Annotated in this window: 21 protein-coding genes; 12 read left to right on the top strand and 9 right to left on the bottom strand. The window is 66.2% G+C overall.

Going from position 1 to position 26405, the window contains the following annotated elements:
* Positions 1–2: 2 nt before the first annotated feature.
* The 3 genes from K3M67_RS01140 to K3M67_RS01130 are packed head-to-tail and all read right to left on the bottom strand — an operon-like array spanning position 3 to position 4069.
* Positions 3–2141 (bottom strand): RNA degradosome polyphosphate kinase, encoded by a 2139-nt coding sequence (locus K3M67_RS01140; RefSeq protein ID WP_066863947.1) that lies wholly within the window; start codon positions 2139–2141, stop codon positions 3–5.
* Positions 2142–2144: 3 nt separating this feature from the next.
* A complete protein-coding gene (locus K3M67_RS01135; protein WP_066863950.1) occupies positions 2145–2783 on the bottom strand; it encodes a P-loop NTPase family protein in 639 nt (212 codons plus the stop codon).
* On the bottom strand, positions 2780–4069 hold the full coding sequence (locus tag K3M67_RS01130; protein ID WP_285832047.1) for a heavy-metal-associated domain-containing protein: 1290 nt from the start codon (positions 4067–4069) through the stop codon (positions 2780–2782). The genes K3M67_RS01135 and K3M67_RS01130 overlap by 4 nt, the downstream gene beginning before the upstream one ends.
* A gap of 90 nt (positions 4070–4159) precedes the next feature.
* Between K3M67_RS01130 and purM the strand changes: the two genes are divergently transcribed.
* From purM to nadB, 5 genes are all read left to right on the top strand, one after another.
* Positions 4160–5254: a phosphoribosylformylglycinamidine cyclo-ligase gene (gene purM, locus K3M67_RS01125; protein ID WP_066863953.1), complete on the top strand. Its 1095-nt coding sequence runs from the start codon at positions 4160–4162 to the stop codon at positions 5252–5254.
* Positions 5255–5341: 87 nt separating this feature from the next.
* Positions 5342–6292, top strand: a complete 951-nt coding sequence (purN, locus tag K3M67_RS01120) for a phosphoribosylglycinamide formyltransferase (RefSeq protein ID WP_066863956.1) — start codon at positions 5342–5344, stop codon at positions 6290–6292.
* Between the two features lie 41 nt (positions 6293–6333).
* Positions 6334–7278 carry an ABC transporter ATP-binding protein gene (locus K3M67_RS01115; protein WP_285832046.1) on the top strand — a complete coding sequence of 315 codons (945 nt, stop codon included), beginning with the start codon at positions 6334–6336 and terminating at the stop codon, positions 7276–7278.
* Positions 7275–7706 carry an endonuclease domain-containing protein gene (locus K3M67_RS01110; RefSeq protein ID WP_285832045.1) on the top strand — a complete coding sequence of 144 codons (432 nt, stop codon included), beginning with the start codon at positions 7275–7277 and terminating at the stop codon, positions 7704–7706. The genes K3M67_RS01115 and K3M67_RS01110 overlap by 4 nt, the downstream gene beginning before the upstream one ends.
* 22 nt (positions 7707–7728) lie before the next feature.
* Positions 7729–9333, top strand: coding sequence for an L-aspartate oxidase (gene nadB, locus K3M67_RS01105; RefSeq protein ID WP_285832044.1), 1605 nt, complete (start codon positions 7729–7731; stop codon positions 9331–9333).
* Positions 9334–9452: 119 nt separating this feature from the next.
* Here the strand turns inward: nadB and K3M67_RS01100 are convergent, their stop codons facing one another.
* Entirely contained in the window at positions 9453–10292 is an 840-nt protein-coding gene (locus K3M67_RS01100; RefSeq protein WP_443018181.1) for an alpha/beta fold hydrolase, read from the bottom strand.
* Between the two features lie 176 nt (positions 10293–10468).
* Here K3M67_RS01100 and K3M67_RS01095 point away from each other — a divergent pair, with 176 nt between their 5' ends.
* Positions 10469–11617: a serine hydrolase gene (locus tag K3M67_RS01095; RefSeq protein WP_066863968.1), complete on the top strand. Its 1149-nt coding sequence runs from the start codon at positions 10469–10471 to the stop codon at positions 11615–11617.
* 43 nt (positions 11618–11660) lie between these two features.
* Positions 11661–14447, top strand: a complete 2787-nt coding sequence (polA, locus tag K3M67_RS01090; protein ID WP_285832043.1) for a DNA polymerase I — start codon at positions 11661–11663, stop codon at positions 14445–14447.
* 35 nt (positions 14448–14482) lie between these two features.
* Here polA and K3M67_RS01085 read toward each other — a convergent pair whose 3' ends face one another.
* Both K3M67_RS01085 and K3M67_RS01080 read right to left on the bottom strand, forming a co-directional pair.
* On the bottom strand, positions 14483–14767 hold the full coding sequence (locus K3M67_RS01085; protein WP_066863976.1) for a TFIIB-type zinc ribbon-containing protein: 285 nt from the start codon (positions 14765–14767) through the stop codon (positions 14483–14485).
* Complete coding sequence (locus tag K3M67_RS01080) at positions 14767–15459, bottom strand: Bax inhibitor-1/YccA family protein (RefSeq protein ID WP_285832964.1); 693 nt, start codon at positions 15457–15459, stop codon at positions 14767–14769. The genes K3M67_RS01085 and K3M67_RS01080 overlap by 1 nt, the downstream gene beginning before the upstream one ends.
* A gap of 312 nt (positions 15460–15771) precedes the next feature.
* Here K3M67_RS01080 and cysS point away from each other — a divergent pair, with 312 nt between their 5' ends.
* Both cysS and K3M67_RS01070 read left to right on the top strand, forming a co-directional pair.
* Complete coding sequence (gene cysS, locus K3M67_RS01075) at positions 15772–17286, top strand: cysteine--tRNA ligase (protein ID WP_285832042.1); 1515 nt, start codon at positions 15772–15774, stop codon at positions 17284–17286.
* A gap of 86 nt (positions 17287–17372) precedes the next feature.
* Positions 17373–20306: a CHAT domain-containing protein gene (locus K3M67_RS01070; RefSeq protein ID WP_285832041.1), complete on the top strand. Its 2934-nt coding sequence runs from the start codon at positions 17373–17375 to the stop codon at positions 20304–20306.
* Between the two features lie 6 nt (positions 20307–20312).
* Here the strand turns inward: K3M67_RS01070 and K3M67_RS01065 are convergent, their stop codons facing one another.
* The gene (locus K3M67_RS01065; protein WP_285832040.1) at positions 20313–21128 is read right to left on the bottom strand and encodes a universal stress protein; all 816 of its coding nucleotides are present in this window, start codon (positions 21126–21128) and stop codon (positions 20313–20315) included.
* Positions 21129–21297: 169 nt separating this feature from the next.
* On the opposite strand from K3M67_RS01065, the gene K3M67_RS01060 reads away from it, so the two are divergent.
* Positions 21298–21795 carry a GNAT family N-acetyltransferase gene (locus K3M67_RS01060; RefSeq protein ID WP_285832039.1) on the top strand — a complete coding sequence of 166 codons (498 nt, stop codon included), beginning with the start codon at positions 21298–21300 and terminating at the stop codon, positions 21793–21795.
* Positions 21796–21882: 87 nt separating this feature from the next.
* On the opposite strand, the gene K3M67_RS01055 is transcribed toward K3M67_RS01060, so the two are convergent.
* A complete protein-coding gene (locus K3M67_RS01055) occupies positions 21883–23754 on the bottom strand; it encodes an ABC-F family ATP-binding cassette domain-containing protein (protein WP_066863994.1) in 1872 nt (623 codons plus the stop codon).
* A gap of 452 nt (positions 23755–24206) precedes the next feature.
* Between K3M67_RS01055 and K3M67_RS01050 the strand changes: the two genes are divergently transcribed.
* Both K3M67_RS01050 and K3M67_RS01045 read left to right on the top strand, forming a co-directional pair.
* Entirely contained in the window at positions 24207–24866 is a 660-nt protein-coding gene (locus K3M67_RS01050; protein WP_285832038.1) for a hypothetical protein, read from the top strand.
* Positions 24867–25054: 188 nt separating this feature from the next.
* Positions 25055–25903, top strand: a complete 849-nt coding sequence (locus tag K3M67_RS01045; protein ID WP_066863999.1) for a hypothetical protein — start codon at positions 25055–25057, stop codon at positions 25901–25903.
* A gap of 82 nt (positions 25904–25985) precedes the next feature.
* On the opposite strand, the gene K3M67_RS01040 is transcribed toward K3M67_RS01045, so the two are convergent.
* Positions 25986–26357 carry a c-type cytochrome gene (locus K3M67_RS01040; protein ID WP_285832037.1) on the bottom strand — a complete coding sequence of 124 codons (372 nt, stop codon included), beginning with the start codon at positions 26355–26357 and terminating at the stop codon, positions 25986–25988.
* Between the last annotated feature and the right edge of the window lie 48 nt (positions 26358–26405).

The raw sequence follows: 26405 nt of genomic DNA, 5'->3' as shown, positions 1-26405 counted from the left end.
CGTCAGGCTTTCCCGCGCAGGCGCAGGGTCGGCACCGCTTCATTGTCGAACGCGGCACCGCGCCCGGACAGCGACGGGTTGGTCATGAAATAGCGATGCAGGTTGAACGGCTTTTCGCCCGGCTCCAGCCGCGTATAATGGCCGTCCCGGTCCAGCGACCAGCTCTGTTCGGTGTCGATCAGATTGGCCACCATGACCTGGTCCAATATCTGGTCATGGACCGTCTCATTTTCCACCGGCGCCAGAAATTCGACGCGCCGGTCGAAGTTGCGCGGCATCCAGTCGGCCGAGCTGATATAGACTTTCGCGCCATTGTTGGGCAGCGCCTTGCCGTTGCCGAACACGGCGATGCGGCTATGTTCCAGGAAGCGGCCGACGACCGACTTCACCCGGATATTCTCCGACATGCCCGGCACGCCAGGCCGCAGGCAGCATATGCCGCGGATGATGAGGTCGATCTGGACGCCCGCGTTGCTGGCCGCATAGAGTTTCTCGATGATCGCCGGGTCCACCAGACTATTCATCTTGGCCCAGATGGTTCCAGGCCGCCCGGCGCGGACATGCTCGATCTCCGCATCGATGCAGGCGCACAGCGTGTTGCGCAGGTCGCGGGGCGACATGACCAGTTTCTCCAGCCGCTGCGGCTCGACATAGCCGGTGATATAGTTGAACAGGGCGGCCGCATCGCGCCCATAGGCCGGATCGGCGGTGAAAAAGCTGAGGTCGGTATAGATGCGCGCGGTCACCGGATGATAATTGCCGGTGCCGAAATGGCAGTAGGTGCGGAACTGCTCCCCTTCGCGGCGGACCACCATCGACACCTTGGCATGGGTCTTCCAGTCGATGAAGCCATAGACCACCTGCACGCCCGCGCGTTCCAGCGCGTCGGCCCACATCAGATTCTGTTCCTCGTCGAACCGGGCCTTCAGCTCGACCACCGCCGTCACCGACTTGCCCGCCTCCGCCGCGTCGATCAGCGCGCGGATGATCGCCGACTGCTTGCCCGCGCGATAGAGCGTCTGCTTGATCGCAACCACATCGGGGTCGGTCGCCGCCTGCTTCAGGAAGGAGATGACGACGTCGAACGCCTCATAGGGGTGATGGACGACGATATCCTTGGCCCGGATCGCGGCAAAACAGTCGCCGCCATATTCGCGGATGCGCTCGGGAAAGCGCGGGGCATAGGGTTCGAACTTGAGGTCGGGACGGTCCACGTCGACGATGCCGGACAGGTCACCGATTCCGATGAAGCCCTCGACCTCGACGACGCTGGCTTCATGGCCCTGGAGCATGTCCTGCAACATCTCCTCGACCGGCTCGGGAATCCGCTCCTCGATTTCCATGCGGATCACCCGGCCACGACGCCGGCGCTTGATGGCGCTGCGGAAATAACGGACCAGATCCTCCGCCTCTTCCTCGATCTCGATGTCGCTGTCGCGGATGATGCGGAACACGCCGCTGTTGCGGACGCGATAGCCGGGGAAGAGATCGGCGGAGAAGCGGCGGATCACTGCCTCCAGCGACATATAGCGCGCCGGTTCGCCGGGGATACGCACGAACCGGGCGAGCGACGACGGGATCATCACCAGTTCGCGGATCGGCTGCTTGTCCGACAGGCGTTGCAGGTCGAAGACGATCGACAGACCCTGGTTGGGAATGAAGGGAAAGGGGTGCGCGGGGTCCAGCGCCTGGGGCGTCAGGATCGGGAATATCTGCGTCAGGAAATGCTCCCGCAGCCATTCGCCGCAGGCCGTATCCATCTCTGCGGACGGGCCGATCACCTCGACCCCCACCTGCGCCAGTTCGCCATGGAGCGCGCCCCACACCTTCTGCTGGGCGCGCATCAGCGTCGCGGTGGCGTCGGTGATGGCCGCCAGCTGCTGCGCCGGGGTCAGCCCATCGGCCGACCACATGTCGACATCCTGCAATTGCTGGCCTTTGAGCCCGGCGACCCGGACGGAAAAGAATTCGTCCAGGTTCGCGCCGGAGATCGACAGGAAGCGCAGCCGCTCCAGCAAAGGATGGGCGCGGTTCATCGCCTCCTCCAGCACGCGCTGGTTGAACGCCAGCCACGACAGCTCACGGTTGAAATAGCGGTCGCTGGCAGTGGCCAGGCTGGCGATGGGATCGGCTTCGGCCACGGATTACTCGCGCTGGTCGGTGGAGGGATCAGGCAGGACTATAGGCAGAAATCCTGCCGATTGCAGGGTCTCTTTCGCCATTGCGACCGAAATCTTACGGCCGGATGACAGTGCCGCCCGGTCGAGCAGCCGCGTGACCTCCGCGATCGCGCCATAGCGATGCTCGACCCGACGCAACAGCCAGTCGGGCAGATCGGGAGCATAGCTCGCCCCCGCAAGGTCAAAGGCGCGGCAGATCAGCGCGCGGGCCAGCCCTTCGTCCGGCTCCTCGATCGCGACATGCGGTGCCGCGGCGAGGCGGGATCGCAGGTCCGGCAGCGCCACGGTCCAGCTGGCCGGCGGCGCATCGCCCACCATCAGCAGGGGGCGGCGCCGGGTCTGCGCCTCGTTCCAGGCGTGGAACAGATAATGCTCGTCCCGCCCCTGCGCGTCGTCGATGATCTCGCCCCCGCTCATCCGCGCAAAATGGCCCGACAGCGTCGATCGGCCAGACAGCGGCGGGCCGGTCAGCACACTCACCGACAGCGGCCATTCCCGCCAGCGCTCCAGATGGGCGACGGCCAGGCGATTGGCGTCGCTGACCAGGAAATCGCCCGCGCCCGCGCCGCCATGCCATTCCAGGGGCAGGCTGATCTGGCTCATTGCGATGGCGGGGGCGCCTGCCGCCGCGTGATCCGCAGCGTATTGCCGGACATGGCGACGCTGTAGCCGCGCGCCTGCAACGCATTGCGCAGCATCTCGACCGTCCCCTCGAAACTGACCTGCATCACCGATGTCCCGCCCAGCGCCAGGCTGCTGGTCGCGGCCGACCGGACGCCGGGTATGCCGCGCACCGTCGATTCGCCCGCCCCCACCGAACTGACGTCGGGCGTGTCGAACTGGATCGCGACACTGGTCGTGCTGCTCGCCTGGATGGGCAGGTCGATCGCCTCGATCGGCGCCTCGGCCGCATTCTCGATCGCCAGCGCGTCTGGGTCGACCGGCTCCTCGATGATGAGCGAGGGGTCGGGGCGCAGGCGGCCGTCGTTGAGCGCGCGGATATATAGCGCGTCGATCCTGCGCGCGCCCTCGTCCAGCATCTGGGCGATACCGCTGTCATTGGAGGCGCGCAGCGAAAAGCTGCCGATCAGGCTGTTGTCGGGGCCGTAGCGCGCGGTGAAGGTGCCGGTGACGGGACCGCCCGGATAGGCGCGGTCGAGCCGCGCGATCGGGATCACCACGTCGGCCGCGCCATATTGGTCGAGCAGCACACGCCACCAGAGGCGTCCGCGTCGCCCGGTCTGACCGGCGTTCAACAGGATCGGGTCGGCGATCGACCCCGCCACGCGGACATAGTCTATCGCGCTGTCCCCGGTGCGGTATCGCGCCCAGGCCTTCTGCCATTCATTGGTCCGCTCATAGGAGACGGCCGATCCGCCGTCCCACAGGACCGGGATCACCAGCAGCGGCGGCGACCGCATGACGTTGCCCGACACGCCCAGCAACTGGCCGGTGCGCGCGCGGTCGAACAGGATGCCCAGGGTCGCGACATAGCGGTTGGGGCCGGCCTGTTCATATTCGATCTCGATGCCGGAGATCATCGCCTCCAGCTGCGAATCGGAAAGGGCCGGCGCGCCGCCGCCCGATGCTCCGGAACCGTGCGTGCGGCTCCACAGCATCCGCCATGCCTGCCGCTGCGCCATGCGCCAGCCGGCATAGCGGGCGCTGTCGGCGTCCTTGGCCTGAACGTCGACCTTCACCCCGCGCACCTCGAAATCGCCGCCGCTGGCGATCGGCGGCACGCCGCGCTCCCCCTCCATCTGCGCGAAAAGGGCCGCCGCCGCCAGGCCGATGCCGATGGCAATCATGATCTGGACGGGCCGGACAAACAGGCGCGAAAGGGCGGCTGGCTGGAACGGCAGGCGGAAAAAGGTCTGGCTCAGGCTCACGCGCGCCCTTTTGGCGGGATTTGCCAGACATGCCAAGCGTGAACCATGCGACCTTCCGTTTTCCGCGCCTTTGCTCTAGGGGACCGCCTCATGAGCGACAACGAATCCTACAGCTACGCCAAGGCTGGCGTCGACATCGCCGCGGGCAACGCCCTTGTCCGCGCCATCGCCCCGCTGGCCAAGGCCACCCGCCGCCCCGGCGCCGATGCCGAGCTGGGCGGTTTTGGCGGCTTTTTCGATCTCAAGGCCGCCGGCTATGACGATCCGCTGCTGGTCGCGGCCAATGACGGCGTGGGCACCAAGCTGAAGCTCGCGATCGACCACAACCGTCATGACGGCGTGGGCATCGACCTGGTCGCCATGTGCGCCAACGACCTGATCGTGCAGGGCGCCGAGCCGCTCTTCTTCCTCGATTATTATGCGACCGGCAAGCTGGAGAGCGGCGTCGCCGAACGGGTCATCGCCGGTATCGCCGAAGGCTGCCGGATCGCCGGTTGCGCGCTGATCGGCGGCGAGACGGCCGAAATGCCCGGCATGTATGCCGACGGCGACTACGACCTCGCCGGCTTCTGCGTCGGCGCGGTGGAACGGCACAAGGCGCTGACCGGCAACAAGGTGAAGTCGGGCGACGTGCTGATCGGCCTCGCCTCCTCGGGCGTTCACAGCAACGGCTTCTCGCTGGTGCGTCGACTCGCCGCCGACAAGGGCTGGAAGCTCGACCGTCCGGCGATCTTCGATCAGGACGTGCTGCTGATCGACGCGCTGATGGCGCCGACCCGCATCTATGTGAAGTCGCTGCTGCCGCTGGTGCGCGCGGGCATGGTCAATGCGCTCGCCCACATTACCGGCGGCGGCCTGCTGGAAAACATCCCCCGCGTCCTGCCCGACGGCTGCCACGCCATCGTCGATGCCGACGCCTGGGAACAGCCGCGGCTGATGGCCTTCCTCCAGGCGCAGGGGAATATCGAGCCGGAGGAAATGGCGCGCACGTTCAATTGCGGCGTCGGCATGGTGCTGGCGGTGGACGAGAGCCATGTCGCGGGCGTTACCTCCGCGCTGGAGACGGCGGGCGAGACGGTGCATCGCATCGGCACCGTCGTCGCGGGTGAAAAGGGCTGCACCGTCCGGGGCAGCGCCGAAAGCTGGAGCGCGAAGGCCGACTGGTCGGCCACGCATCTGGGCTAACTTCGCTTCCCTCCGTTCGTTTCCAGCGAAGTCGAGAAACGGTCGCGCGAGGGTTCCCGACTTCGCTCGAACCGAACGGATGTTGTTATGCACAAGGCTAAAGTCGGCGTCCTGATTTCCGGCCGCGGGTCGAACATGGCGGCTTTGCTCTACGCCGCCAAGGCGGAAAGCTGCCCCTTTGAGATCGTGCTGGTCGCGGCCAACGATCCCGACGCGCCGGGCCTGGCCCTCGCCGCCGCAGAGGGCATCGCGACCTTCGGCCAGAGCCACAAGGGTCTGAAACGCGCCGACTTTGACCGGATCATCGACGCGCAGCTTCGCGCGGCGGGCGTCCAATATGTGGCGCTGGCCGGTTATATGCGCCTGCTCTCGCCGGAATTCGTCTCGGGCTGGGAAAGCCGGATGCTCAACATCCACCCCAGCCTGCTCCCCAAATATAAGGGGCTGGACACCCACCAGCGCGCGATCGACGCGGGCGACGCCCAAGCCGGCTGCTCGGTCCATATCGTCACCGCCGAACTGGACGACGGCCCGGTGCTGGGCCAGACGCCGGTGGCGATCCTGCCCGGCGACACGGCGGACAGCCTCGCCGCGCGCATCCTGATCGCCGAGCATCAGCTTTATTCCCGCACCCTCGCCGATTTCGTCACCCGCGAACGCCAGCCCGACTGGCTGCTAAACAAGGTACGCGAAATCGCGCTCGCCCTGCCGCAGGCCGATGAGATCGTCTCCCACGGGATGCCTTGCTTCGGCATCGTGAAGGGCAGGAAATTCGGCTATTTCACCCGCGACCATCATGGCGACGGCATCATCGCGGTCCTCGTCAAAACCACCGCGCCGGAGGAACAGGCGACCCTGATTGAAGCCGACCCCGACCGCTATTACCGCCCCGCCTATTTCGGCACCGACTGGGTCGGCATCCGCCTGGACCTGGGCGACACCGACTGGGATCATATCGCGCAACGGCTGCGGTCCAGCTGGCGCCAGGTCGCGCCGAACAAGCTGCTGGGCCTGATGGATATTGCGGAGGAGTTCTGACCCCTTTCCTTCGCCGCCCTCGATCCCCATAGAGTTGAGCCATGACCGACAGCCCCGCCCGCCAGCCCGCGCAAGAAGCAGCGATCGAGATCCGTAACCTGACCAAGGTCTACAAGGGCGGAAAGCGCGCGCTCGACGGCATCAACCTGTCGATCCCGCGCGGTCAGATCTATGGTCTGCTTGGCCCCAATGGCGCGGGCAAATCGACCACGATCAACATCCTGGCCGGCATGGTGAACAAGACGGCGGGCGATGTCAGCATCTGGGGCTTCGACATCGACGCGCATCCGCGCAACGCCAAGAACAGCATCGGCATCGTGCCGCAGGAAATCGTCTTCGATCCCTTCTTCACGCCCTATGAGACGCTGGAGAACCAGGCCGGTTTCTATGGCGTGCCCAAGGGCAAGCGCCGGTCGATGGAGTTGCTGCGCGCGGTGCATCTGGAGGACAAGGCGAACGCCTATGCCCGCACGCTGTCGGGCGGCATGAAGCGCCGCCTGCTCGTGGCCAAGGCGATGGTCCATTCGCCGCCGATCCTGGTGCTGGACGAGCCGACCGCCGGCGTCGACGTGCAGTTGCGCCAACAACTGTGGGAATATGTCCGCGAACTCAACGCCATGGGCGTGACGATCGTGCTGACCACCCACTATCTGGAAGAGGCCGAGCAATTGTGCGACCGCATCGGCATCATCAACCATGGCAAGGTCATCACCGACAAGCCGACCCGCGAATTGTTGGCCATGGCGCAGGAAAAGGTAGTGCAGGTCACGGTCGACCGCGACGTGACCGTCGCGCCTGACGCGCCCTGTTTCGAAAAGGTCGAACTGTCGGGCGAACGCACCCTGACCATCACCTATATGAAGGACCGCGCCAATGCAGGGCAGGTGCTGAGCGCGGTGCAGGCGAGCGGCCTCGCCATCGTCGACGTGGTGACTCGCGACCCGGACCTGGAGGATGTGTTCCTGAACCTGACGGCGGCGGCGTGACGAACGAGGCGCCGCCAGTTCCCCCTCCCGCAAGTGGGAGGGGGCCAGCGCGACCTTTCAAACCTCGCGCCACCTCCCGAGCCAAAGCATTACGCCATAGCACCACCACGCCAGAACAATTGCTGTGGCAGTGCTTGAAAGGTCGGAAACTAGGGCCGAAATTCAGCCGCCAGATGCCTGCCGGCCCCAATTTCGCTGATTTGCGTTGTCGCAAACTGAAATTCATCATCGAACTCGACGGCGCGAGCCATGATCAAATCGTCAGCCATGACATTCAGCGCGACATTTACTGCCGTTCGATCGGCTTCCAAATCTTGCGTATTGCCAATGACGATGTGATGACAAATCTCGAAGGCGTGGTGTCGCACATCCAGGCGACCCTTGCGCAGGCCCACCCCAAACCCCTCTCGCCTGCGGGAGGGGAGTAGCCAAGAAGCAGCAAGACCAATAATGACCACCACCACCCATGACGTCGTCATCATCGGCTCCGGCGCGGCGGGGCTGACGGCCGCCATCAACCTCGCGCAGGACCGCAAGGTGCTGGTGCTGGCCAAGGGTGCGCTCGACGGTGGCTCCACCAACTGGGCGCAGGGCGGCATTGCCGCCGTACTCGACGCAGGTGACAGTTTCGAGGCGCATGTCCATGACACGATGATCGCGGGCGCCGGCCTCAACAATCGGGCGACCGTGGAATTCGTCGTCTCCGAAGCCCCCGCCGCGATCGAGCGGCTGGCCGATCTCGGCGTGCCCTTCAACGGCGGCGAGGAATTCGGCGAACGCTGGCACCTGACCCGCGAGGGCGGCCACAGCCACCGTCGCATCGTCCATGTCGACGACGCCACCGGCCATGCCGTGCAGGTCGCACTGCTCAAGGCCGCGCGGGCCAATCCCAACATCACGCTGATGGAGGATATGGTCGCGATCGACCTGATCACCTCCCGTCATGGGGAACGCTATTCGGGCGATGGCCATGTCTGGGGCGTCTATGCCTTCAACCGGCAGACCGGCCGCATCGACGCGCTGCTCGGCCGGGCGACGATCCTGTGCACCGGCGGCGCGGGCCGCACCTATCTCTTCTCGACGGCCCCGCGCGGCGCGACCGGCGACGGCATCGCCATGGCCTGGCGCGCGGGCTGTCGCGTGTCGAACATGGAGATGAACCAGTTTCACCCGACCTGCCTCTATAATCTGGAGGTCAAGAATTTCCTCATTACAGAGGCCGTGCGCGGCGAGGGTGGGCATCTGAAGCTCCCGCCCGGCGTGCCGGGCGGCGGCGAGCGCTTCATGCCCCGCTTCGACCCGCGTGAGGAACTGGCCCCGCGCGACGTGGTGGCGCGCGCCATCGACCATGAGATCAAGCGCCTCGGCCTCGACTATGTCCATCTCGACATCAGCCACAAGCCGCCGGAATTTGTGAAGCACCATTTCCCGACCATCTACGCCCGGCTGCTCGACCTCGACATCGACATCACGAAGGAGCCGATCCCGGTCGTCCCGGCGCAGCATTATACCTGCGGCGGGGTGGTGATCGACCTGGACGGGCGGACCGACCTGCCCGGCCTCTATGCCGCGGGCGAAGTGAGCGAGAGCGGGCTGCACGGCGCGAACCGCCTCGCCTCCAACTCGCTGCTGGAATGTTTCGTCTTCGGCGAAGCGGCGGCCAAGCATATTCGCAGCTCTTGGGACGAACTGCCCAGCCCCCCGCCGATCCGGCCCTGGGACGAAAGCCGCGTCACCAACAGCGACGAGGAAGTGATCGTCCAGCATAACTGGAAGGAAATCCGCCGCTTCATGTGGGACTATGTCGGCATCGTCCGCACCACCAAGCGGCTGGAGCGCGCCCAGCACCGCATCGACCTGCTAGCCAGGGAAGTGGATGATTATTACGGCAATTTCCGCGTCACGCCCGACCTGATCGAACTGCGCAACCTGCTGGAGGTTGCTCGGCTGGTGGTGCGCTCCGCCCTCCATCGCAAGGAAAGCCGGGGGCTGCACTATACGCTCGACTATCCCGAGACGCTGCCGGAGGCGGTGGACACGGTGCTGGCGCCCTGACGAAAAAGTGGCGCGGTATCCGGGGGGACGCCGCGCCTTCAGGTGGAGGAGGGACACGCTGCAAGCGCATCCGGGAACCCCCTGCTATCGCCCCTCCCCACCCATGGGTTTGATGGAGGTCAAACGGCCAGAAATTCCCTGAGCGATGCGTGGAAACGGGCGGGCTGGTCGGCCATCACCATATGGCCGCTGGGACCGATGGCTTTCAGCAGCACGCCTTTTTTCCCGGCATAGGCGGCGCGAAACCGGCTGGTGATGGCGGCGGTCTGTTCGGCGTCGGCGCCCACCGCATAGACGACCTCCAACGCGGCGGCGAGCCGCGGCAATTGGGGTTCGAGATCGACATTGGCAAGGTCGCGCAGCGCATTGGCGATGACGTCCGGATCGCTGCCGCTGGCGCCCGGCGCCTGTGCGACCATCTGCGCCAGATAGCGTCGTCCCGCCGCCGTGCCGGTCAGATAGCCGCCGATCTGGTCGGCGAGGAAGCCCAGCCCGCCCGCCGTGCCGCCGACCATCGCCGCACCGGCGGGCAGCATGTCGACCACCATGACGCGCCCAGCAATGCCCTTCAGCCCCAGCAGCATCGCCAGCGTTCCGCCCATGGAGTGGCCGACGATGGCGGGGCGCTTCAGCCCGGCCGCGGCGACATAGCGGGCGATCTCGTCGGCGACCGGCTGGAGCAGCGGCCCGCTGGCATTGGCATCCGCCGCCAGCCCGGCAAAGCCGCGCACATGGACCAGATGGAAGCGATAACCCGGCAGCGCGCCCAGCACCCCGTTCCAGATGCCCGGACCACTGGCGAGGCCGGGGATCAACAGCACGTCCCGTCCCGTCCCGCGCACCGTCATGGCGATGCGGCGCGAGGCGAAGGGCACGGCCCATGCCGTGCCTCCGCTCGCCACCATGCCTGCCGCCAGTCCGCCGAGCAGCAGCGCCCGCCTGTCCATCACCATCGCCATGCCGACGCTATTGCCGGTCCCCCGCTGAACCGCAACTGAGCGATCCTTGCCCTCGATCAAGAGCGTTCCTCATTCATCCTCCTTACATCGCATTTGTGGAATCATTCGTCGCATGGGTCTTGCCGGAACGTCCGGCAAGCCATCCCTTGAGGCCGCAAGAGAGTGCGGGGAAGACGATGACATCGAAGACGAACCGGGGCGGGTCCGCGCGCCTGGTCCTGTTGATCGCGGCGCTGTCCGCCTGCGTGAGCGCACCCGACCCGCGCCGGGCGCAGGCCGCAGCCCCTGCCCCGCAAAAGCCGCTGCCCGCGCGCCCGCAACCCACCACCAACAGCTGGCCGATCCGCCCGGTTGCCAATCCGCCCCAGCCCTATCGCGACGTCGACCAGCGCGAAACGCCGCCACCCGCGCTGGTCAATGTCGTGCGCAATCTGGGTCAGAGCTTCAACGGCAAGGTGGGCATCGCCGTGCGTCGCATCGGCGCCGACTGGACCGTGGCCTGGAATGGCAACGCCCTTTTTCCGCAGCAGAGCGTGTCGAAGCTCTGGGTGTCGATGACCTTCCTCGACGCGGTCGACCGGGGCAAGCTGCGCCTGACGGACACGACCACCATCACCCGCAACGACCTGACCCTGTTCCATCAGCCCTCGGCCGCGATGCTCAAAAATGGCAGCTGGACCACCAGCTATTCCGACCTGATGCGCCGCGCGATGACGCAGAGCGACAATACCGCCAACGACGCGCTGCTGCGCGCGGCGGGCGGACCGGAAGCGGTGCGCGGCTTCCTGGCGCGGCGGATGATCAAGGATATCCGCTTCGGCCCCGGTGAGCGGCTGTTGCAATCGACCACGGCGGGCCTCGACTGGCGGCAGGATTATTCGGTGGGCCGCAATTTCTACGCCGCCCGCTCGCGCCTGCCCATGTCGGTTCGGGTGAAGGCGCTCGACAATTATCTGGCCAACCCGCCGGACGGCGCAGCACCGGCCTCGATCGTCCAGGCGCTGGCGAAGCTGAAGGAGGGCGACATGCTCTCTTCCGCGTCGTCCCGGCTGCTGATGACGATCATGTCGGAAGCCAAGACCGGACCGCAACGGATCAAGGGCGGAGTGCCGCCCGGCTGGTCCTATCTGCACAAGACCGGGACCGGGCAGGACCTGCCGCCGCGCTCGACCGGATTCAACGACATCGGCATCATGACCGCTCCGGACGGCACCAGCTATGCGGTGGCGGTGATGATCGGTTCCACCACCGTGTCGATCCCGGAACGCTGGGCGCTGATGCAGGCGGTGTCGAGGGCGGTCGCGGCGAACCACGAGAAGCGCTGAGCATGGTGGAGGGGAGCGGCGAAAGTCGCTATCCCCCTCCCCCATGACCCAGAATCATCTCTATCTCGTCGATGGCAGCGGCTATATTTTCCGTGCCTATCACCAGCTTCCCCCGCTCACCAACCAGCATGGCCAGCCCGTGGGCGCGGTCTATGGCTATACGACGATGCTGTGGAAGCTGGCCGAGGAGCTGGGCAAGGCGGAGGGGCCGACGCACCTCGCCGTCGTGCTGGACAAGGGGTCGCACACTTTCCGCAACGACATGTACGACCAGTATAAGGCGAACCGCCCGCCCGCGCCCGAGGATCTGGTCCCGCAATTCCCCATGATCCGCGACGCGACCCGCGCCTTCTCGCTCCCCTGCATCGAGGAAGCCGGATTCGAGGCGGACGACATCATCGCCAGCTATACGAAGGCGGCGGTCGCCGCGGGCTGGCATGTGACGATCGTCAGCAGCGACAAGGATCTGATGCAGCTGATCCAGCCCGGCGTCGACATGTACGACACGATGAAGAATGAGCGGCGCGGCGCCGACTATGTCATGGGCAAGTTCGGCGTTCAGCCCGAACAGCTGGGCGACGTGCTGGCGCTGATGGGCGACAGCGTCGATAACGTCCCCGGCGTGCCGGGCATCGGCCCGAAGACGGCGGCGAAGCTGATCACCGAATATGGCTCGCTGGAGGCCGCGCTCGAAGCCGCGCCGTCGATGAAGAAATCGAAGATGCAGGAAAATCTGATCGCCCATGCCGATATGGCACGGCTGTCGCGGCGGCTGGTGGCGCTGCATGACGCGATGGACCTGCCCGAACCGCTGGACGAGCTGACCTTGAAGGGCATTCCGCCCGAACCGTTGCAGGCCTTCCTGTCGCATCACGGCTTCAAGACGCTGCTCAACCGCCTTGGCGCGCCCGCCGCTGCCGTCGCGGTGGCAGCGACCGCCGCCGTTGCGACCGACACGGCGCCACCCGCTCCTCCCGCTCCGGCGGACGAACCGGCGATCGACCGCAGCCTCTACGAGACGGTCGTGACGGAAGAGGGGCTCGACCGCTGGATCGCGGCTGCCCGTGCCGAAGGTCTGGTGGCGGTGGACACCGAGACGGACATGCTCGATTGCGTGTCCTGCGCGCTGGTCGGCATCAGCCTTGCCACCGGCCCGAACAAGGCCTGCTATATCCCGGTCGGCCATGGCGGGACCGACATGTTCGCCGAGCGGCCGCAACAGCTCGACAAGGCGCTGGTCCTCGCGAAGCTGAGACCGCTGCTGGAAGACGACTCCGTCCTCAAGATCGGCCAGAATCTGAAATATGACCTGACCGTGCTACGCCGCCACGGGATCGAGATCGCGCCCTATGACGACACGATCGTCATGAGCTTCGACCTCGACGCCGGACAGTCGCTGGCAGGGCATGGCATGGACGAAGCAGCGCGGGTCCACCTCAATCACACATGCATCAGCTTCAAGGAGGTGGTCGGCACCGGCAAGAGCCAGATCAGCTTTGCCGAAGTGCCGCTACCCCGCGCGACCGAATATGCGGCCGAGGATGCCGACGTGACGCTGCGCCTGTGGAGGCGGTTCAAGACGCGCATCGCCAATGAAGGCGCGAACCGCGTCTATGAACTGGTCGACCGGCCGCTGGTCGGGGTGATCGCCAAGATGGAGCATCAGGGGATCAAGGTCGATCGCGAGCATCTGTCGCGCCTGTCGGCCGAATTCACCGCCGGCATCGCCGCGCTGGAGACGGACATACACGAGATTGCCGGCCAGCCCTTCGCCATCGGATCGACCCAGCAGCTTGGCGCGATCCTGTTCGACAAGCTGGGCTACAAGGGTGGCAAGAAGGGCAAGTCGGGCGCTTATTCCACCGACGTCACCATCTTGGAGCAACTGGCGGCGCAGGGCGCGCCGATTGCCAGCAAGGTGCTGGAATGGCGCCAATTATCGAAATTGAAGTCGACCTATACCGATGCGCTCCAGGCGCAGATCAACAGGGATACGGGGCGCGTCCATACCAGCTATTCGCTGACCGGGGCGCAGACCGGGCGGCTGTCCTCGACCGACCCGAACCTCCAGAATATCCCCATCCGCACCGAGGTCGGCCGCCAGATCCGCCATGCGTTCGTGGCCGAACCGGGCAATGTCATCCTGGCCGCGGACTATAGCCAGATCGAACTGCGGCTGGCGGCGCACATGGCCGATGTGCCGGCGCTCAAGGACGCCTTCGAGGCGGGCGAGGATATTCACAACCGTACCGCGCAGGAACTGTTCGGAGAGGTCAATCGCGACACGCGCGGCCGGGCGAAGACGATCAACTTCGCCATTCTCTACGGCATCTCGCGCTGGGGCCTGGCCGGGCGGCTGGAGATCAGCGCGGACGAGGCGCAGGACATGATCAGCCGCTATTATGAGCGCTTTCCCGGCATCAGCATCTATATCAGCGAGACGATCGAGAAGGCCCGGACAACCGGCTATACCGAGACGCTGTTCGGGCGAAAGACCTGGTTCCCGCGCATCAAGGCGGCGGTCCAGCATGAACGGCAGGGCGCCGAACGCGCTGCGATCAATGCCCCGATCCAGGGCACCAGCGCGGACATCATCAAGCGCGCGATGGCGCGCATGGGACCGGCGCTGGAGGCGGCGGGTCTGGGTAGCGTGAAGATGCTGCTCCAGGTCCACGACGAACTGGTGTTCGAGCTGCCCGAAGGCGATGTGGCAGCGGCCAGCGCAGTCATCCGTCAGGTCATGGAGACAGCCGCCGAACCCATTGTGAAACTGAGCGTGCCGCTGGGCGTGGAGATCGGCACCGGACCGAGCTGGGGCGCGGCGCACTAACGAAAAAGGCCGGCCCCATCGGGACCGGCCTTTCCTCAATCGAACAGTTCTTCCAGAAAACTCTTCTTGCGCTTTTTCTGATAATAGCGCCCGTCATCCCGGTCCGGCCGATAGCTTGGCTGGGCGAAGGGCGCAGGCTGCGGCGTCGGCACGCTCGCCTGCGCCGATCGCTCGATGATCTTGTCCAGTTCGCCCCGGTCCAGCCAGACGCCCCGGCATTGCGGGCAATAGTCGATCTCCACCCCCTGCCGGTCCGTCATGGCGAGGCCGATATGACAGACCGGACAGAGCATCGCCGATACCTGAGCGGGATCGCGCATTATTCGCGCTCACCCGTCAGGCTGAGCAGCGCCTGGAAGAGGTTGATGAAGTTGAGGTAGAGCGACAGCGCGCCCATCACCTGCATCTTCTGCGCCACCTCATGGCCGGCATAGTAGAAATATTCGGACTTGATGCGCTGCACGTCCCAGGCGGTCAGGCCAGTGAAGATCACCACCGCCAGGATCGATACGACCATCGCCATCGCCGACGAACCGATGAACAGGTTGATGAGGCTGGCGACGATGATGCCGATCAGGCCCATGATCAGGAAGCTGCCCATCTTCGTCAGGTCGCGCTGCGTGGTATAGCCCCACAGCGCCATGGCGAGGAACATGACCGCCGCCGAGAAGAAGGCCTGCGCGATGCTGCCGCCGGTGAAGACCAGGAAGATGCTGGCCATCGACACGCCCATCACGGCGGAAAAGGCCCAGAAGGCCATGCGCGCGCCGGCCGTGCTCATCTTCTCGATGCGGAAGGTGAAAAAGAAGACGAACGCCAGCGGCGCGAAGATCGCCACCCATTTGAGCGGCGTACCGAAGATGGCCGCAGCCAGAGGCGGCGTATTGGCGATCGCGAAGGCGACGAGGCCGGTGATGACAAGGCCCAGGCCCATGTTGCGGAAAACGCCCAGCATGTGCGCGCGCAGCCCGGCATCGGTATCGACCGACCGGCTGGCGCCATAGCCCGGCATACGAACGGGATTATTCACGGCTTCACTCACTCCATCCAAATGTGGTTCGAGTGGCCCGGCGCGGTCTCCTGCGGCAACGAGAGGGGGCAAATCGCCGCAAAACCTGCACCGGGCACACCCGATGCGGTCCGACATCGCGACTGGATCAAGGGGGAAATCCATGTCGCCAGAGGGGCCCGGCCCGCAGAGGATATATCGGGTGGGGAACGCCTACGCGCAAGGGATTGGCCCGACTGCAACATTTTATTACAATCGCGCGCCCGCACCGGGAAGGATTGACCCCCGCCCCGCTTCGCGACATGGCTTGCGGCCATGTCCGACGACCAGCATATCCCCGCGCCACTGCGCCTGTTCAACAGCCTGACTCGATCCATCGCGCCGTTCGCGCCGATCGAACCGAATCATGCCCGCGTCTACAGCTGCGGCCCGACCGTCTACAACTATGCCCATATCGGCAACCTGCGCGCCTATGTGTTCACCGATACGCTGCGGCGGACCCTGTTGTGGAAGGGGCTGAGCGTCACCCACATCATCAACATCACCGATGTCGGTCATCTGACCAGCGACGCCGATGCGGGGGACGACAAGATGGAGGCGGCCGCGCGGGCGAGCGCCAAAAGCATCTGGGACATTGCGGCCCATTATACGCAGGCGTTCAAGTCCAACATCGCCGACCTCAACATCCTGCCGCCCAGCGAATGGACGGTCGCGACCGACTATGTGCCGCAGATGATCGAATTTGCCGAGAAGATCGCCCCGGATCATTGCTATGAACTCGAGAGTGGCCTCTATTTCGACAGCACGACCGTACCCGATTATGGCGCCCTGGCCGGCGGACGGGACGATGCCGCTCATGCCCGGATCGACCCGGTCGCGGGCAAGCGCAACCCGTCCGACTTCGCCATCTGGCGCAAGTCGCCGCCCGGCGAGCAGCGCCAGATGGAATGGGACAGCCCCTGGGGCAAGGGCGCGCCGGGATGGCATCTGGAATGCTCGGTGATGAGCCAGGCGCGGCTGGGCCAGCCGTTCGACATCCATACCGGCGGCATCGACCATCGCGAAATCCACCATCCCAACGAGATCGCCCAGAACCAGGCTTTCCACGCCTGCTGCGGCGGCCCCGGTGCGGCGGCGGCGGGCTTCACCGGCGCGCGCTGGTGGATGCACAATAATTTCCTGGTGGACCGGCAGGGCAAGATGTCGAAATCGAAGGGCGGCTTTACTACGCTCTTCTCGCTGATCGACGCTGGCGTGCATCCGATCGCCTATCGCATGCTCTGCCTTGGCGCGCATTATCGCAGCGAACTGGAGTTCAGCGCGGACAATCTGGCGGCGGCGCTGACGCGGCTCAAGCGGCTGGTCATGGGGGTCGAGGGGCTGAAGGCGCGCGCCGAGGGCGTAACCTGGCAATCCCCGCGCCTCGACTATCTGCGCGCCAATCTGCACCCGAAGCTGGCACCGCTGCTGGAACAGTTCGACGCCGCGATCGCCGACGATCTGATGACCCCACGTGCCCTGCCGCTGCTGGAAGAGGCCATCGGCATGAAGAAGGTACCCGTGGACGAGAAGCTCTGCCTGATCGCGGCTTTCGACCAGGCGCTCGGCCTCAATCTCCTGACGCTGACCCGCGCCGATCTGCGCATTCAGCCAAAGGATGCGCAGATCAGCCCGGAAGAGGTGGAAGCCGAACTGGAACGCCGCGCCACCGCGCGCTCCGACAAGGACTTCGCCTTGTCGGACGAGATACGCGATAGACTGAGCAGCCGGGGGATCGAGGTGATGGACGGCGATCCGCTACGCTGGGACTGGCGACTGACGATCGCCTGAGGATCGTTACGCCCCCGCACCGCTCTTGACGGGCGACGCCGCGCGACCGAATAGACAGGCGGGTCGACTCGCAAGCGGGGGGTGATATGCTGCTTTCCACGCGTTGTTCGGTCGTCCTGCTGGCGCTGGCTCTGCTATCCTCCGCAGCGGCGGCGAGCGCGCCTTTTTCTTCCAGCGATCCTCGCCACGCCCGGCTTCGCCAACTGGAGCGTCAGGCGTCCGACCTGTTCGACAGCGCGGATTATGCCCTGTCGATGTCGCAACGGACGCGCGATGCCTGGAGCCGCCTGCACGATGTAGCGATGAAGGTGAAGGTTTCGGGGAAGCCTCATCCGCTGGCGGGCGTCGCCTTGGTCAACCTGTCCTCCATGGACCAGATCGACGGCAAAAATCCCGATGCCCTGGCGCGGTCGAGCGAGGGTCTGGCGCTGCTGTCGCCCTTCGCGGACGCCTATCCCATCCAGTGGATGCAGGGACTGTCGATCAAGGGCTATGTCCAGGTCGCGCTCGGCAAGGTGGCGGAAGGCGCGGCGACACTGCGCGATGCCAGTCGCTACATGGACGGCTACATCGCCCGCACGCCTGCGGACAGGCTGGACAAGGACGCTCATATGCTGCGTTCCAACATCGCCTTCAGCCATGCGCAGGCGCTCACCCGCCTTGGCCGCAACGCAGAAGCTGTGGACGCGCAACGGGCCAGCATGGAGGCGCGGATCGCCGCCGTCGGGCCGAACAGTGCGGACGCGATCGGTTCCTATTACACCTATGCGCAGCTGCTGTCCCGCGCCGAGCGGGACGCCGAGGCGGAAAAATATGCGCGGCTGGCGGTCGACGTTGCCACCGACCATGTCGATCGCAAGCATCCCAGCTATGCCCGCGCGCTCGAAGCGCTGGGCCTGCTGCTGTCGCGCACCGGGCGGCGGGTGGAGAGCCTGGACTATCTTCAGCGCGCCATCGCCATCAAGCGCGAGACGGTGGGCACCGACAGCCTCTATTTCCAGTTCGGACTGCAAAATCTGGGCACCGTACTGCTGCCCTTGGAACGTTATGCCGACGCCGGTCCGCTTTTCATGGAGGCCGAGCGCGGATTCCGGAAGATCGAGGGCGAACATAGCCCGCAATCGGCCCGCGCCCTCGCTTTTGCGGGGTCGGCCAGCCTGGCGGAGGGCCGGCGCGACGAAGCGGTCGAACGACTGACCATGGCTTTGGCGCGGGTGCGGGCCGGGTCGGACAAGGACCGCGACATCGGCCAGCGCGTCTATCCCTATCTGATCCCGGCGCTGATCGGGACCGGACGCATGGACGAAGCGCGGACGGCGGCGAGCGCGTTCGCCACCGAGACGCGGCAACTCGACAATGCGCCGGCATTTCCGCTGGCGCAGGCGGCGATGCTGTCGGACTGGACCGCGCAGCAGGTCGGGTCGCTGAGGGAAAGTGCCGGGCGGCTGGCCGGGGTGCTCCGCGACAGTGCGGGCATGACCGACAATGGCGAGCTGACCGAAGAACAGCGCGCAGCGCTCGACATGGTGCTGGCGGTGGCGGCGCAGACGCAGGACGCCGCGCTGGCGCTGGAGGCGATGGCCGTGCTGGCCGGATCGCGCATCGCGCAGGCCAACCGGCTCGTCGCACAGCGGCTGACCGAGGATCAGGCGCTGGCGGCGCGGGTGCGCGCCTTGCAGGACCGGGTAAGGACGCTGGAGGCGGCGGACAGCAAGCTGCTGAAGGCACTCGCGACCGACAGGGGCGTCGCCGAGGCGCGGGCCGATCGTGGCGTCGTGGCGGCCGCGGTCGAGGCCGAGCGCGCGGCGATCGCGCGCGACTACCCACGCTGGATCGAGGCGCAGGGCGGCGAGCGGCCCGACATGGACGCGTTGCGGGCAAAGCTGGGCAGCGAAGAGGCGTTGCTGGCGGTCATGCCCGCGTTCGATGGCGTCTACATGCTGGCGGTCGGCCCGGGCGGCACGCGGATCGCGCGCGCGCGCATGGATCGGGCCGCGATGGTCGCGCTAGTCGATCGGCTTCGCGCCTCCCTGACGCCCAAGGGGTTCGACCGGACGGCCGCGCATGACCTGTATCGGCAAATCTTCACGCCCGACATCATGGCGACATTGGGCAAGGCCCGGACGTTGCGGATCGTGCCAACCGGCGCCTTCGCCTCGCTGCCCTTCGCGATGCTGCCGCAATCGCCCGTGGCCGCCGTCGAGCGCAAGACCCCCTGGCTTATCCGCCGCTTTGCCATCGAAGTGCAGCCCGGCTTCGCGATCGGCGCGACCAGCCGGCGGCAGATGGCGGCGCGGGATCAGCGTTTCCTAGGGATCGGCGCGCCGCAGGCCTTTGGCGCGCAGGCCGGCATCCAGTCGGAAAGCAGCGGCGCGCCGATGGCGGCCCAACGTTATTTCCGCAACGGAGGGGCCGATAGCCGCGCCCTGGCGGAACTGCCTCCGCTGCCCGGATCGCTCGCCGAACTGCAAGCAGTGGCGGCGCGATTCGGAGCGAAGCGCGCCACCCTGCTCGTGGGCGCGCACGCCAGCGAGGCGGCGCTACGCGACCGCGACCTGTCACCCTATGGCGTGATCCTGTTCGCGACCCATGGGCTGGTGAGCGGGGAGATGGAGGGGGTGGCCGAGCCGGCGCTGGTGCTGTCCCCGCCTGCCGCCGGTGCGACCGGCGAGGACGGCCTGCTGACCGCGTCCGAAGTCGCCACCATGCGAATCGGCGCGGACTGGGTGATCCTGTCCGCCTGCAACACGGCCGCCGGTGACGGATCGGCGAAGGGCGCGGCCTATTCCGGGCTGGCGCAGGCGTTCCGCTATGCCGGCGCGGGATCGCTGCTGGTGTCCCACTGGCCCGTGCGCGACGATGCCAGCGCCTTTGTGACGCTAGAAACGGTGAAAAGCGCCGGCCGCGGCCTGCCGCGCGCAGTCGCGCTGCAACGGGCGATGCTCAAATTCATCGAGTCGGAGCGCCCCGACGCGGCCCAGCCCTATATCTGGGCGCCCTTCATCCTGATGGGGCGCTGACCCGCGTCAGTGCGCCAGCAGCAGCGGAACCCGCGCCGTGCGGAGCATCGCGCGGGTGACGCCGCCGAACATCAGCTCCCGCCAGCGGCTATGGCCGAAGGCACCCATCACCACCCAGTCGGCGCCGAGCGTGTCGATCGCCTCGCGCAGCGCGATTTCGATCGGGCGGTCCTTGCGCGACCAGCTCTGCAGTTGCGACTTGATGCCGTGCCGGGCGAGATATTCGGACGCGCCGGTCGCGGGAAATTCGGCCTTGTCGGACTCCTCGACGGTGACGATGTCGACGCTCTGCGCCAGCCGCAGCAACGGCACCGCGGCACGCAGCGCGGCGCAGGACTCGGAGGAGCCATCCCAGGCAACCAGCGCCCGTCCCGTGATCGTGACCGAGCGCGCGCTCTGCGGCACGGCGAGAACCGGCGTGCGGCCACCGAGCGCCAGGTCCGCGACGATCGGCAAGGGGTCCATGGCGTCGCTCCGCCGCCCTTCGGGCAAGGTGGCGACGATCAGGTCGGAGAGGCGCGCGGCGGCGAGCAGGCTCGCGATGCTGTCGCCATCAATCTGCCGCCAGTCCCAGGCGATGTCCTCGCGGTCGAGATGCGCTTCCACCTTGGCGCGGTAACTTTCGTCGATGGCGTGCAGTTCGGCCGCGATCGTGGGCGCATAGCCGGCGCCGCCATAGACGTCGGCGGCGATCAGGTCGGGCATGGGCGTTACCTGGACGCACTGGACATGGGCATTGCAGGCACGGGCGATGTCGCAGGCCGCCTGCATACGGCTGTCGGCACCTCGATCGTCATGGATATGCAGCAGGACCGTTTTCATCGCAGGGCTCCCAGCAAGAGTATCGCTGCCTGCAAGCTAGGCCTTACCCCCACCGGCTCGCCATCAGGGATAGTCCTTATAGCATGTGCAGCGCCCAGATCCGATCAAAAGCCGCATGAGGCGGGCCGGACGGAGCCGGCGCCTGCCGTCTTCCGACTGGAGATTTCCGATGATCGCGCTCGAAACCCGATATGGATTCCGCTTCGACATTCGCCTCGCCACCCATGCCGACGAACCGGGGCTCGCCGCCTTCTTCGCGGAGGTCACCGACGATGACCGGCGCTTCCGGTTCCTGTCGGCGGCGGCGCAGGTCAGTCCGGGGCAACTGCACGAGCTGGCCGACTTCGCCTATCACCGGCATGAGACGTTCCTGGCCTTCGTACCGGGGAACGACGAGATCATCGCGGCGGCGACGCTGGCGGCGGACCCGGACGGCCGAACCGGCGAGGTCGCCATCTCCATACTGCCTGACTTCAAGGGCAAGGGGATAGGCTGGACGCTGCTGGATTATGTCGCGCAGGAGGCACGCAGCTGGGGCGTGACACGGCTCCAGTCGATCGAGAGCCGGGAGAACCGCGCCGCCATCAGCCTTGAGCGGGAAATGGGCTTTTCCGCCAGGGCCGTCGAGGGCGATCCGGGGCTGGTGCTGCTGGAGCGGGCCTTCTGACCACAGGCCGGTCGCTTCGGGCCGGCCGAGACGCGGGCAGCGGGGCGCCGCCGTTCCCCGACCAGGCTCGAAACGAACGGAGAAGGATCAGCCCGCCTCCAGCGCCGCGCTCGCTTCCATCCAGACTTCCTCGGCCGCTTCCAGCTTCTTTTCGACGGCGGCGCGCTTCACCATCAGTTCGCTGGTGGTCATCTTCGCCTCCGCGCCGGTCGCGGCCTTGGGGTCGAACAGCGCCTGGTCGATGCGGCTGCGCTCGGCGGACAGGGCCGCCATTTCCCGCTCCGCCTTGTTGAGCGCGTTCTTGAGCGTCTTCTGCTTTTCGCGCCATTCGGCTGCCGCGCGCTTGTCGGCCTTGCGGTCGACCTTCGGCGCGTCGCCCCCGCTGCTTCCATTGCCATCCGCCTTGCGCAGGATGATGTCGGTATAATCATCCAGCGACCCGTCGAATGGCTGGGCGGTACCATTGTCGACCAGGACGAGGCGGTCGGCCACCAGTTCGATCATGTGGCGGTCGTGGGAGACGATCACCACTGCGCCGCTATAGTCGTTCAAGGCCTGCACCAGCGCTTCGCGGCTGTCGACGTCGAGGTGGTTTGTCGGTTCGTCGAGGATCAGCAGGTGCGGCGCGTCGCGGGTTATGAGCGCGAGCGCCAGGCGGGCACGCTCGCCGCCCGACATGGAGCCGACCTTCTGCGTCGCGCGCTCGCCGGAAAAGCCGAAGCGGCCGAGCTGGGCACGGACCGCGCCGGGGGTCGCGCCCTTCATGACGCGGGTCATATGCTCCAGCGGCGTGTCGGTGATGTCGAGTTCCTCCACCTGATATTGGGTGAAGTAGCCGACATTCATCTTCGACGTGGCCTGCACCGTCCCTTCCATCGGTGCCAGCTGCGCGGCGATGAGGCGGGCCAGCGTCGTCTTGCCGTTGCCGTTGCGGCCGAGCAGCGCCAGCCGGTCGTCGGGATCGATGCGCAGGTTCACCCGGCGCAGAATCGGCGTGTCGGTATAGCCGACCGCCGCCATATCCATGGTGATGAGTGGCGGGCGCAGTTCGGCGGGACTGGGGAAGCCGAAATGCAGCGTCGGATCCTCGATAGCGGCGGCGATGGGCTGCATCCGGGCCAGCGCCTTGGCTCTGGACTGGGCCTGTTTCGCGGTCGAGGCGCGGGCCGAATTGCGGGCGACATAGTCCTGCAACTTCTCCCGCTCCGCCTGCTGCTTGGCACGGGCGGATTCGAGCTGGGCGAGCCTTTCGGCGCGCTGCCGCTCGAACGCGTCATAGCCGCCGGGATAGAGCGTGACCTTCCCGCCCTCCAGATGAAGGATATAGTCGACCACATTGTTGAGCAGGTCGCGTTCGTGGCTGATGACGACCACGGTGCCGCGATAGGCCTTGAGGAAATTTTCCAGCCAGAGCGTGGCTTCGAGGTCGAGGTGGTTCGACGGTTCGTCGAGCAGCAGCAGGTCGGGGTTGGAGAAGAGAAGCGCGGCGAGCGCCACGCGCATCTTCCAGCCGCCCGAATAGCTGTCGAGCGGACGACCCTGCATTTCCTCGTCGAAACCGAGGCCGACCAGGATGCGGGCGGCGCGAGCCGGGGCGGTATAGGCGTCGATCGTCGTCAGCCGCTCATAGATATGGCCGAGGCGGTCGGGGTCTTCGGTATGTTCGGCCTCGGCCATGAGCGCCGCGCGTTCCTTGTCGGCGGCAAGCACGGTATCGAAGGGGGTCGACGTGCCCGACGGCGCTTCCTGCGCGATATAGCCGAGGCGCGTGTCGCGGGGCATGTCGCACGACCCCTCGTCCGGGTCGAGCTGGCCGATCATCACCTTCATCAGCGTGGACTTGCCCGCGCCGTTGCGGCCGATGAGGCCCACGCGGCTGCGCGGCGGCAGCGCGGCGCTGGCGCGGTCGAGAATGGTGCGGCCGCCCAGGCGCACGGTGATGGCATTGAGGTTCAGCATGGAGGCGGGCTTTAGGCATTTTCCCGCGCCGCGGAAATGCCCCATTGCCGCGATGCCGCATTTTTCGAATCAGGGGCCGGATCGGGAGGCCATTCCGGCGCGGCAGCGGGCGGAGCGGCGCGCGCCGCAGTGGTATTTGGCAAGTCGGCGCGGCCTTGCGAAATATACAGTGTCGTGGCCGACGCAAAAGCGTCGGTCCGGACGGGTGGCGTCGATTTCGCAATAGGAGAATTTCTGCAAAATGCCGCGCGCCGGAGCGAAGCGCGGCGCGGGACGGCGAGGAGCGGACAGTGCGAAAGAGCGGGGATGGTTATGGCACGGGCCGGGGGCTGTAGGACAGCGACCTGAGCCGCGCCCGCCGCGCGCGGCGGCAAGAGCGGATAATCTATCGACAAAGCGCGCTGCCTGTTCGACATTCCAAAAAACAGGGAGACATTTCGTCCATGGATTTCATGAAGATCATCGAGTCCCTGGACGAAGCGCTCTACACGGTAATGGGGTGGCTCGTCTTCTATCCCATCACCTTCTGGCGCATCCTGGTCCGGCCGTTGCACATGATGGCCTATGCCGATCGGGAGGTTTCGGATCGTCCGGAAAACCAGTATGACGACGCGATCCGGCCACCGCTTTTCCTGTTCCTGACCTTGCTCATTTCGCACGGCATCGAAACGGTCGTGGCGGGCCAGAACCCCCTGCTGGCCGACCGCCACGGCCTGGCCGCCATGGTGGATTCCGATCTGGCGCTGCTGACTCTCCGCCTGATCCTGTTCAGCCTGTTCACGTTGATGATGGCGGTGCGCCTGCTTCGCCGGCAGGGCGTCCGGCTGACGCAGGAGAATTTGCGGCGCCCTTTCTACGGCCAGTGCTTCACCGCCGCGCCATTGGCGTTGTTCGTGGGATTGGGCGCGCTGCTCGCCGAATCGCAGGTCCCGATGGGGCGAAGCGGCGGCCTGGCGCTGGTGCTTGCCGCGTTCGGATGGTATCTCAGCGTCCAGTCATTATGGTTTTCGCGGAAGCTGGACATCTCCCTGCTGCGCGGCTTTGGCCAGGCATTGACCGCTTCTTCCTTCGCCCTCGTGATGTTCCTCGCCCTGTCCCTCATGATCCGCTGACATGGGTCAAGAGCCTGCGATCGGGTCGCACGGGCAAGGCGATCTGCCCCATGTGACAGGATGATGTGAGCCGCACGATGTGCGACATTGGATCAAGAGGTGCACGTGCACCCTTCACCATTCCGCAACTCCGTTTCGACAAGCTAACGCGTTCCGATCACCATAGCGGAAAATAATGGAGGCAGATCATGAAGATGTGGGCCATGGCTTTGGCTGCTGCGGCAGCCGGTTCGAGCGCTGTCCAGGCGCAGACGCCCGATGATGTCCGCGATCTGGTGGGCGCACGCGCGGCGGGAGCGGAAACGGCGATCCAGTCGCGCGGCTATATGTTCGTGAAGACCGAGACGGGCGACGATCGCAAATATAGCTATTGGTGGAATCGCGAGACACGCCAATGCGTCACCGTGGCGACGATGGACGGTCGCTATGCCTCCATCACATCGACCCCTGCCCCCGATTGCAACCAGAGCGCGGGCGGGCGGGCCGGGCATGATGCGCGGCGGACGATGGACCGCGATGCGACCGACCGTCCCGACATCGGCTATGCGCGACCGAACCCCCGGCGTGAATCGCCGAGCTATGCCGGCGACCAAGGCCCGTTGCGGGTGGGCGACTATGACGTCGACCTGGGCCTGGTCTGCTTCGGCGATGGCGAAAGGCCCGGCCTGGCGACCAGCTATGGGTGGTCGTGGAACAGTCGGCGCAATCGCTACGACTATGGCAACCGCACGGAGTTGGCGCCGCAGCAATTCGATGCATCCGTCATGATCCAGCTATGGGACAATGGCGGACGGATCAGCCTGCCCAAGAAGCTGGTTCCGCCGATCAACTCGCGTGGCCATGATGGCTGGTGGGATCTCTACGATGTCGAGAGCGGGCCTGACGTCATCCATGCCAAATATCGCCTCAACGGCCTCAACAAGCCGGCAATCACGATCAACCGGCGGAGCGGCCAGATCAGCATCCGCGGCCTTGATTCCTATGGGTTCCGGGGCAGTTGCGACCTGATCGACGGGAAAGATCATCGCCGCTTCTGACGTCGGGGCACAGCGCCCGGTCAAGGCCGCATCCGTCCGATGACGGGCGCGCGCGACATGGCCGACCATGTCGCTCAGCCCCTCACCGCAGGCTCAGCAGATAGTCCACCACCTGCCGCCGTCGCGTGGCGTCCGGGATGCCAGGGAAAGGCATTTTCGTGCCGGGCACCAGCTTTTGCGGGGCGGTGAGCCAGCGGTCGAGAGTGGCGGCGTCCCAGGTGAGGCCTGATGCCTTGAGCGCCGGGCTGTAGCTGTAGCCGGGCAGGCTGGCCGCCTTGCGGCCGGCGACGCCGCGCAGATTGGGGCCAAAGCTGGTCTTGCCCGGCGCAGTCGCATGGCAGGCGGCGCAGGGCGTGAAGCCAGGCGTAGGCGCCTGGGCGTGGGCGGCCGTTCCCGCGGCCGCGGGCAGCAGCAAAGCGGCGGCGCGGAACGTGGGGAAAGGAATGGTCTTCATGGGCGGCTTTCCCGAAAAAATGGGCCGGAGGCGAACGAATCGCCGCCG

This window comes from Sphingobium sp. V4 (assembly GCF_029590555.1).
Classification (GTDB): domain Bacteria; phylum Pseudomonadota; class Alphaproteobacteria; order Sphingomonadales; family Sphingomonadaceae; genus Sphingobium.
This window is presented reverse-complemented; position numbering and strand designations above follow the sequence as displayed.

Coding starts and splice junctions, on each gene's coding strand:
- K3M67_RS01135 (WP_066863950.1), bottom strand. CDS start 2,783: ATGAGCCAGATCAGCCTGCCCCTGGAATGGCATGGCGGCGCGGGCGCG.
- purM (WP_066863953.1), top strand. CDS start 4,160: ATGAGCGACAACGAATCCTACAGCTACGCCAAGGCTGGCGTCGACATC.
- purN (WP_066863956.1), top strand. CDS start 5,342: ATGCACAAGGCTAAAGTCGGCGTCCTGATTTCCGGCCGCGGGTCGAAC.
- K3M67_RS01115 (WP_285832046.1), top strand. CDS start 6,334: ATGACCGACAGCCCCGCCCGCCAGCCCGCGCAAGAAGCAGCGATCGAG.
- nadB (WP_285832044.1), top strand. CDS start 7,729: ATGACCACCACCACCCATGACGTCGTCATCATCGGCTCCGGCGCGGCG.
- K3M67_RS01100 (WP_443018181.1), bottom strand. CDS start 10,292: ATGGCGATGGTGATGGACAGGCGGGCGCTGCTGCTCGGCGGACTGGCG.
- K3M67_RS01095 (WP_066863968.1), top strand. CDS start 10,469: ATGACATCGAAGACGAACCGGGGCGGGTCCGCGCGCCTGGTCCTGTTG.
- polA (WP_285832043.1), top strand. CDS start 11,661: ATGACCCAGAATCATCTCTATCTCGTCGATGGCAGCGGCTATATTTTC.
- K3M67_RS01085 (WP_066863976.1), bottom strand. CDS start 14,767: ATGCGCGATCCCGCTCAGGTATCGGCGATGCTCTGTCCGGTCTGTCAT.
- K3M67_RS01080 (WP_285832964.1), bottom strand. CDS start 15,459: ATGCCGGGCTATGGCGCCAGCCGGTCGGTCGATACCGATGCCGGGCTG.
- cysS (WP_285832042.1), top strand. CDS start 15,772: ATGTCCGACGACCAGCATATCCCCGCGCCACTGCGCCTGTTCAACAGC.
- K3M67_RS01070 (WP_285832041.1), top strand. CDS start 17,373: ATGCTGCTTTCCACGCGTTGTTCGGTCGTCCTGCTGGCGCTGGCTCTG.
- K3M67_RS01065 (WP_285832040.1), bottom strand. CDS start 21,128: ATGAAAACGGTCCTGCTGCATATCCATGACGATCGAGGTGCCGACAGC.
- K3M67_RS01060 (WP_285832039.1), top strand. CDS start 21,298: ATGATCGCGCTCGAAACCCGATATGGATTCCGCTTCGACATTCGCCTC.
- K3M67_RS01055 (WP_066863994.1), bottom strand. CDS start 23,754: ATGCTGAACCTCAATGCCATCACCGTGCGCCTGGGCGGCCGCACCATT.
- K3M67_RS01050 (WP_285832038.1), top strand. CDS start 24,207: ATGAAGATCATCGAGTCCCTGGACGAAGCGCTCTACACGGTAATGGGG.
- K3M67_RS01045 (WP_066863999.1), top strand. CDS start 25,055: ATGAAGATGTGGGCCATGGCTTTGGCTGCTGCGGCAGCCGGTTCGAGC.
- K3M67_RS01040 (WP_285832037.1), bottom strand. CDS start 26,357: ATGAAGACCATTCCTTTCCCCACGTTCCGCGCCGCCGCTTTGCTGCTG.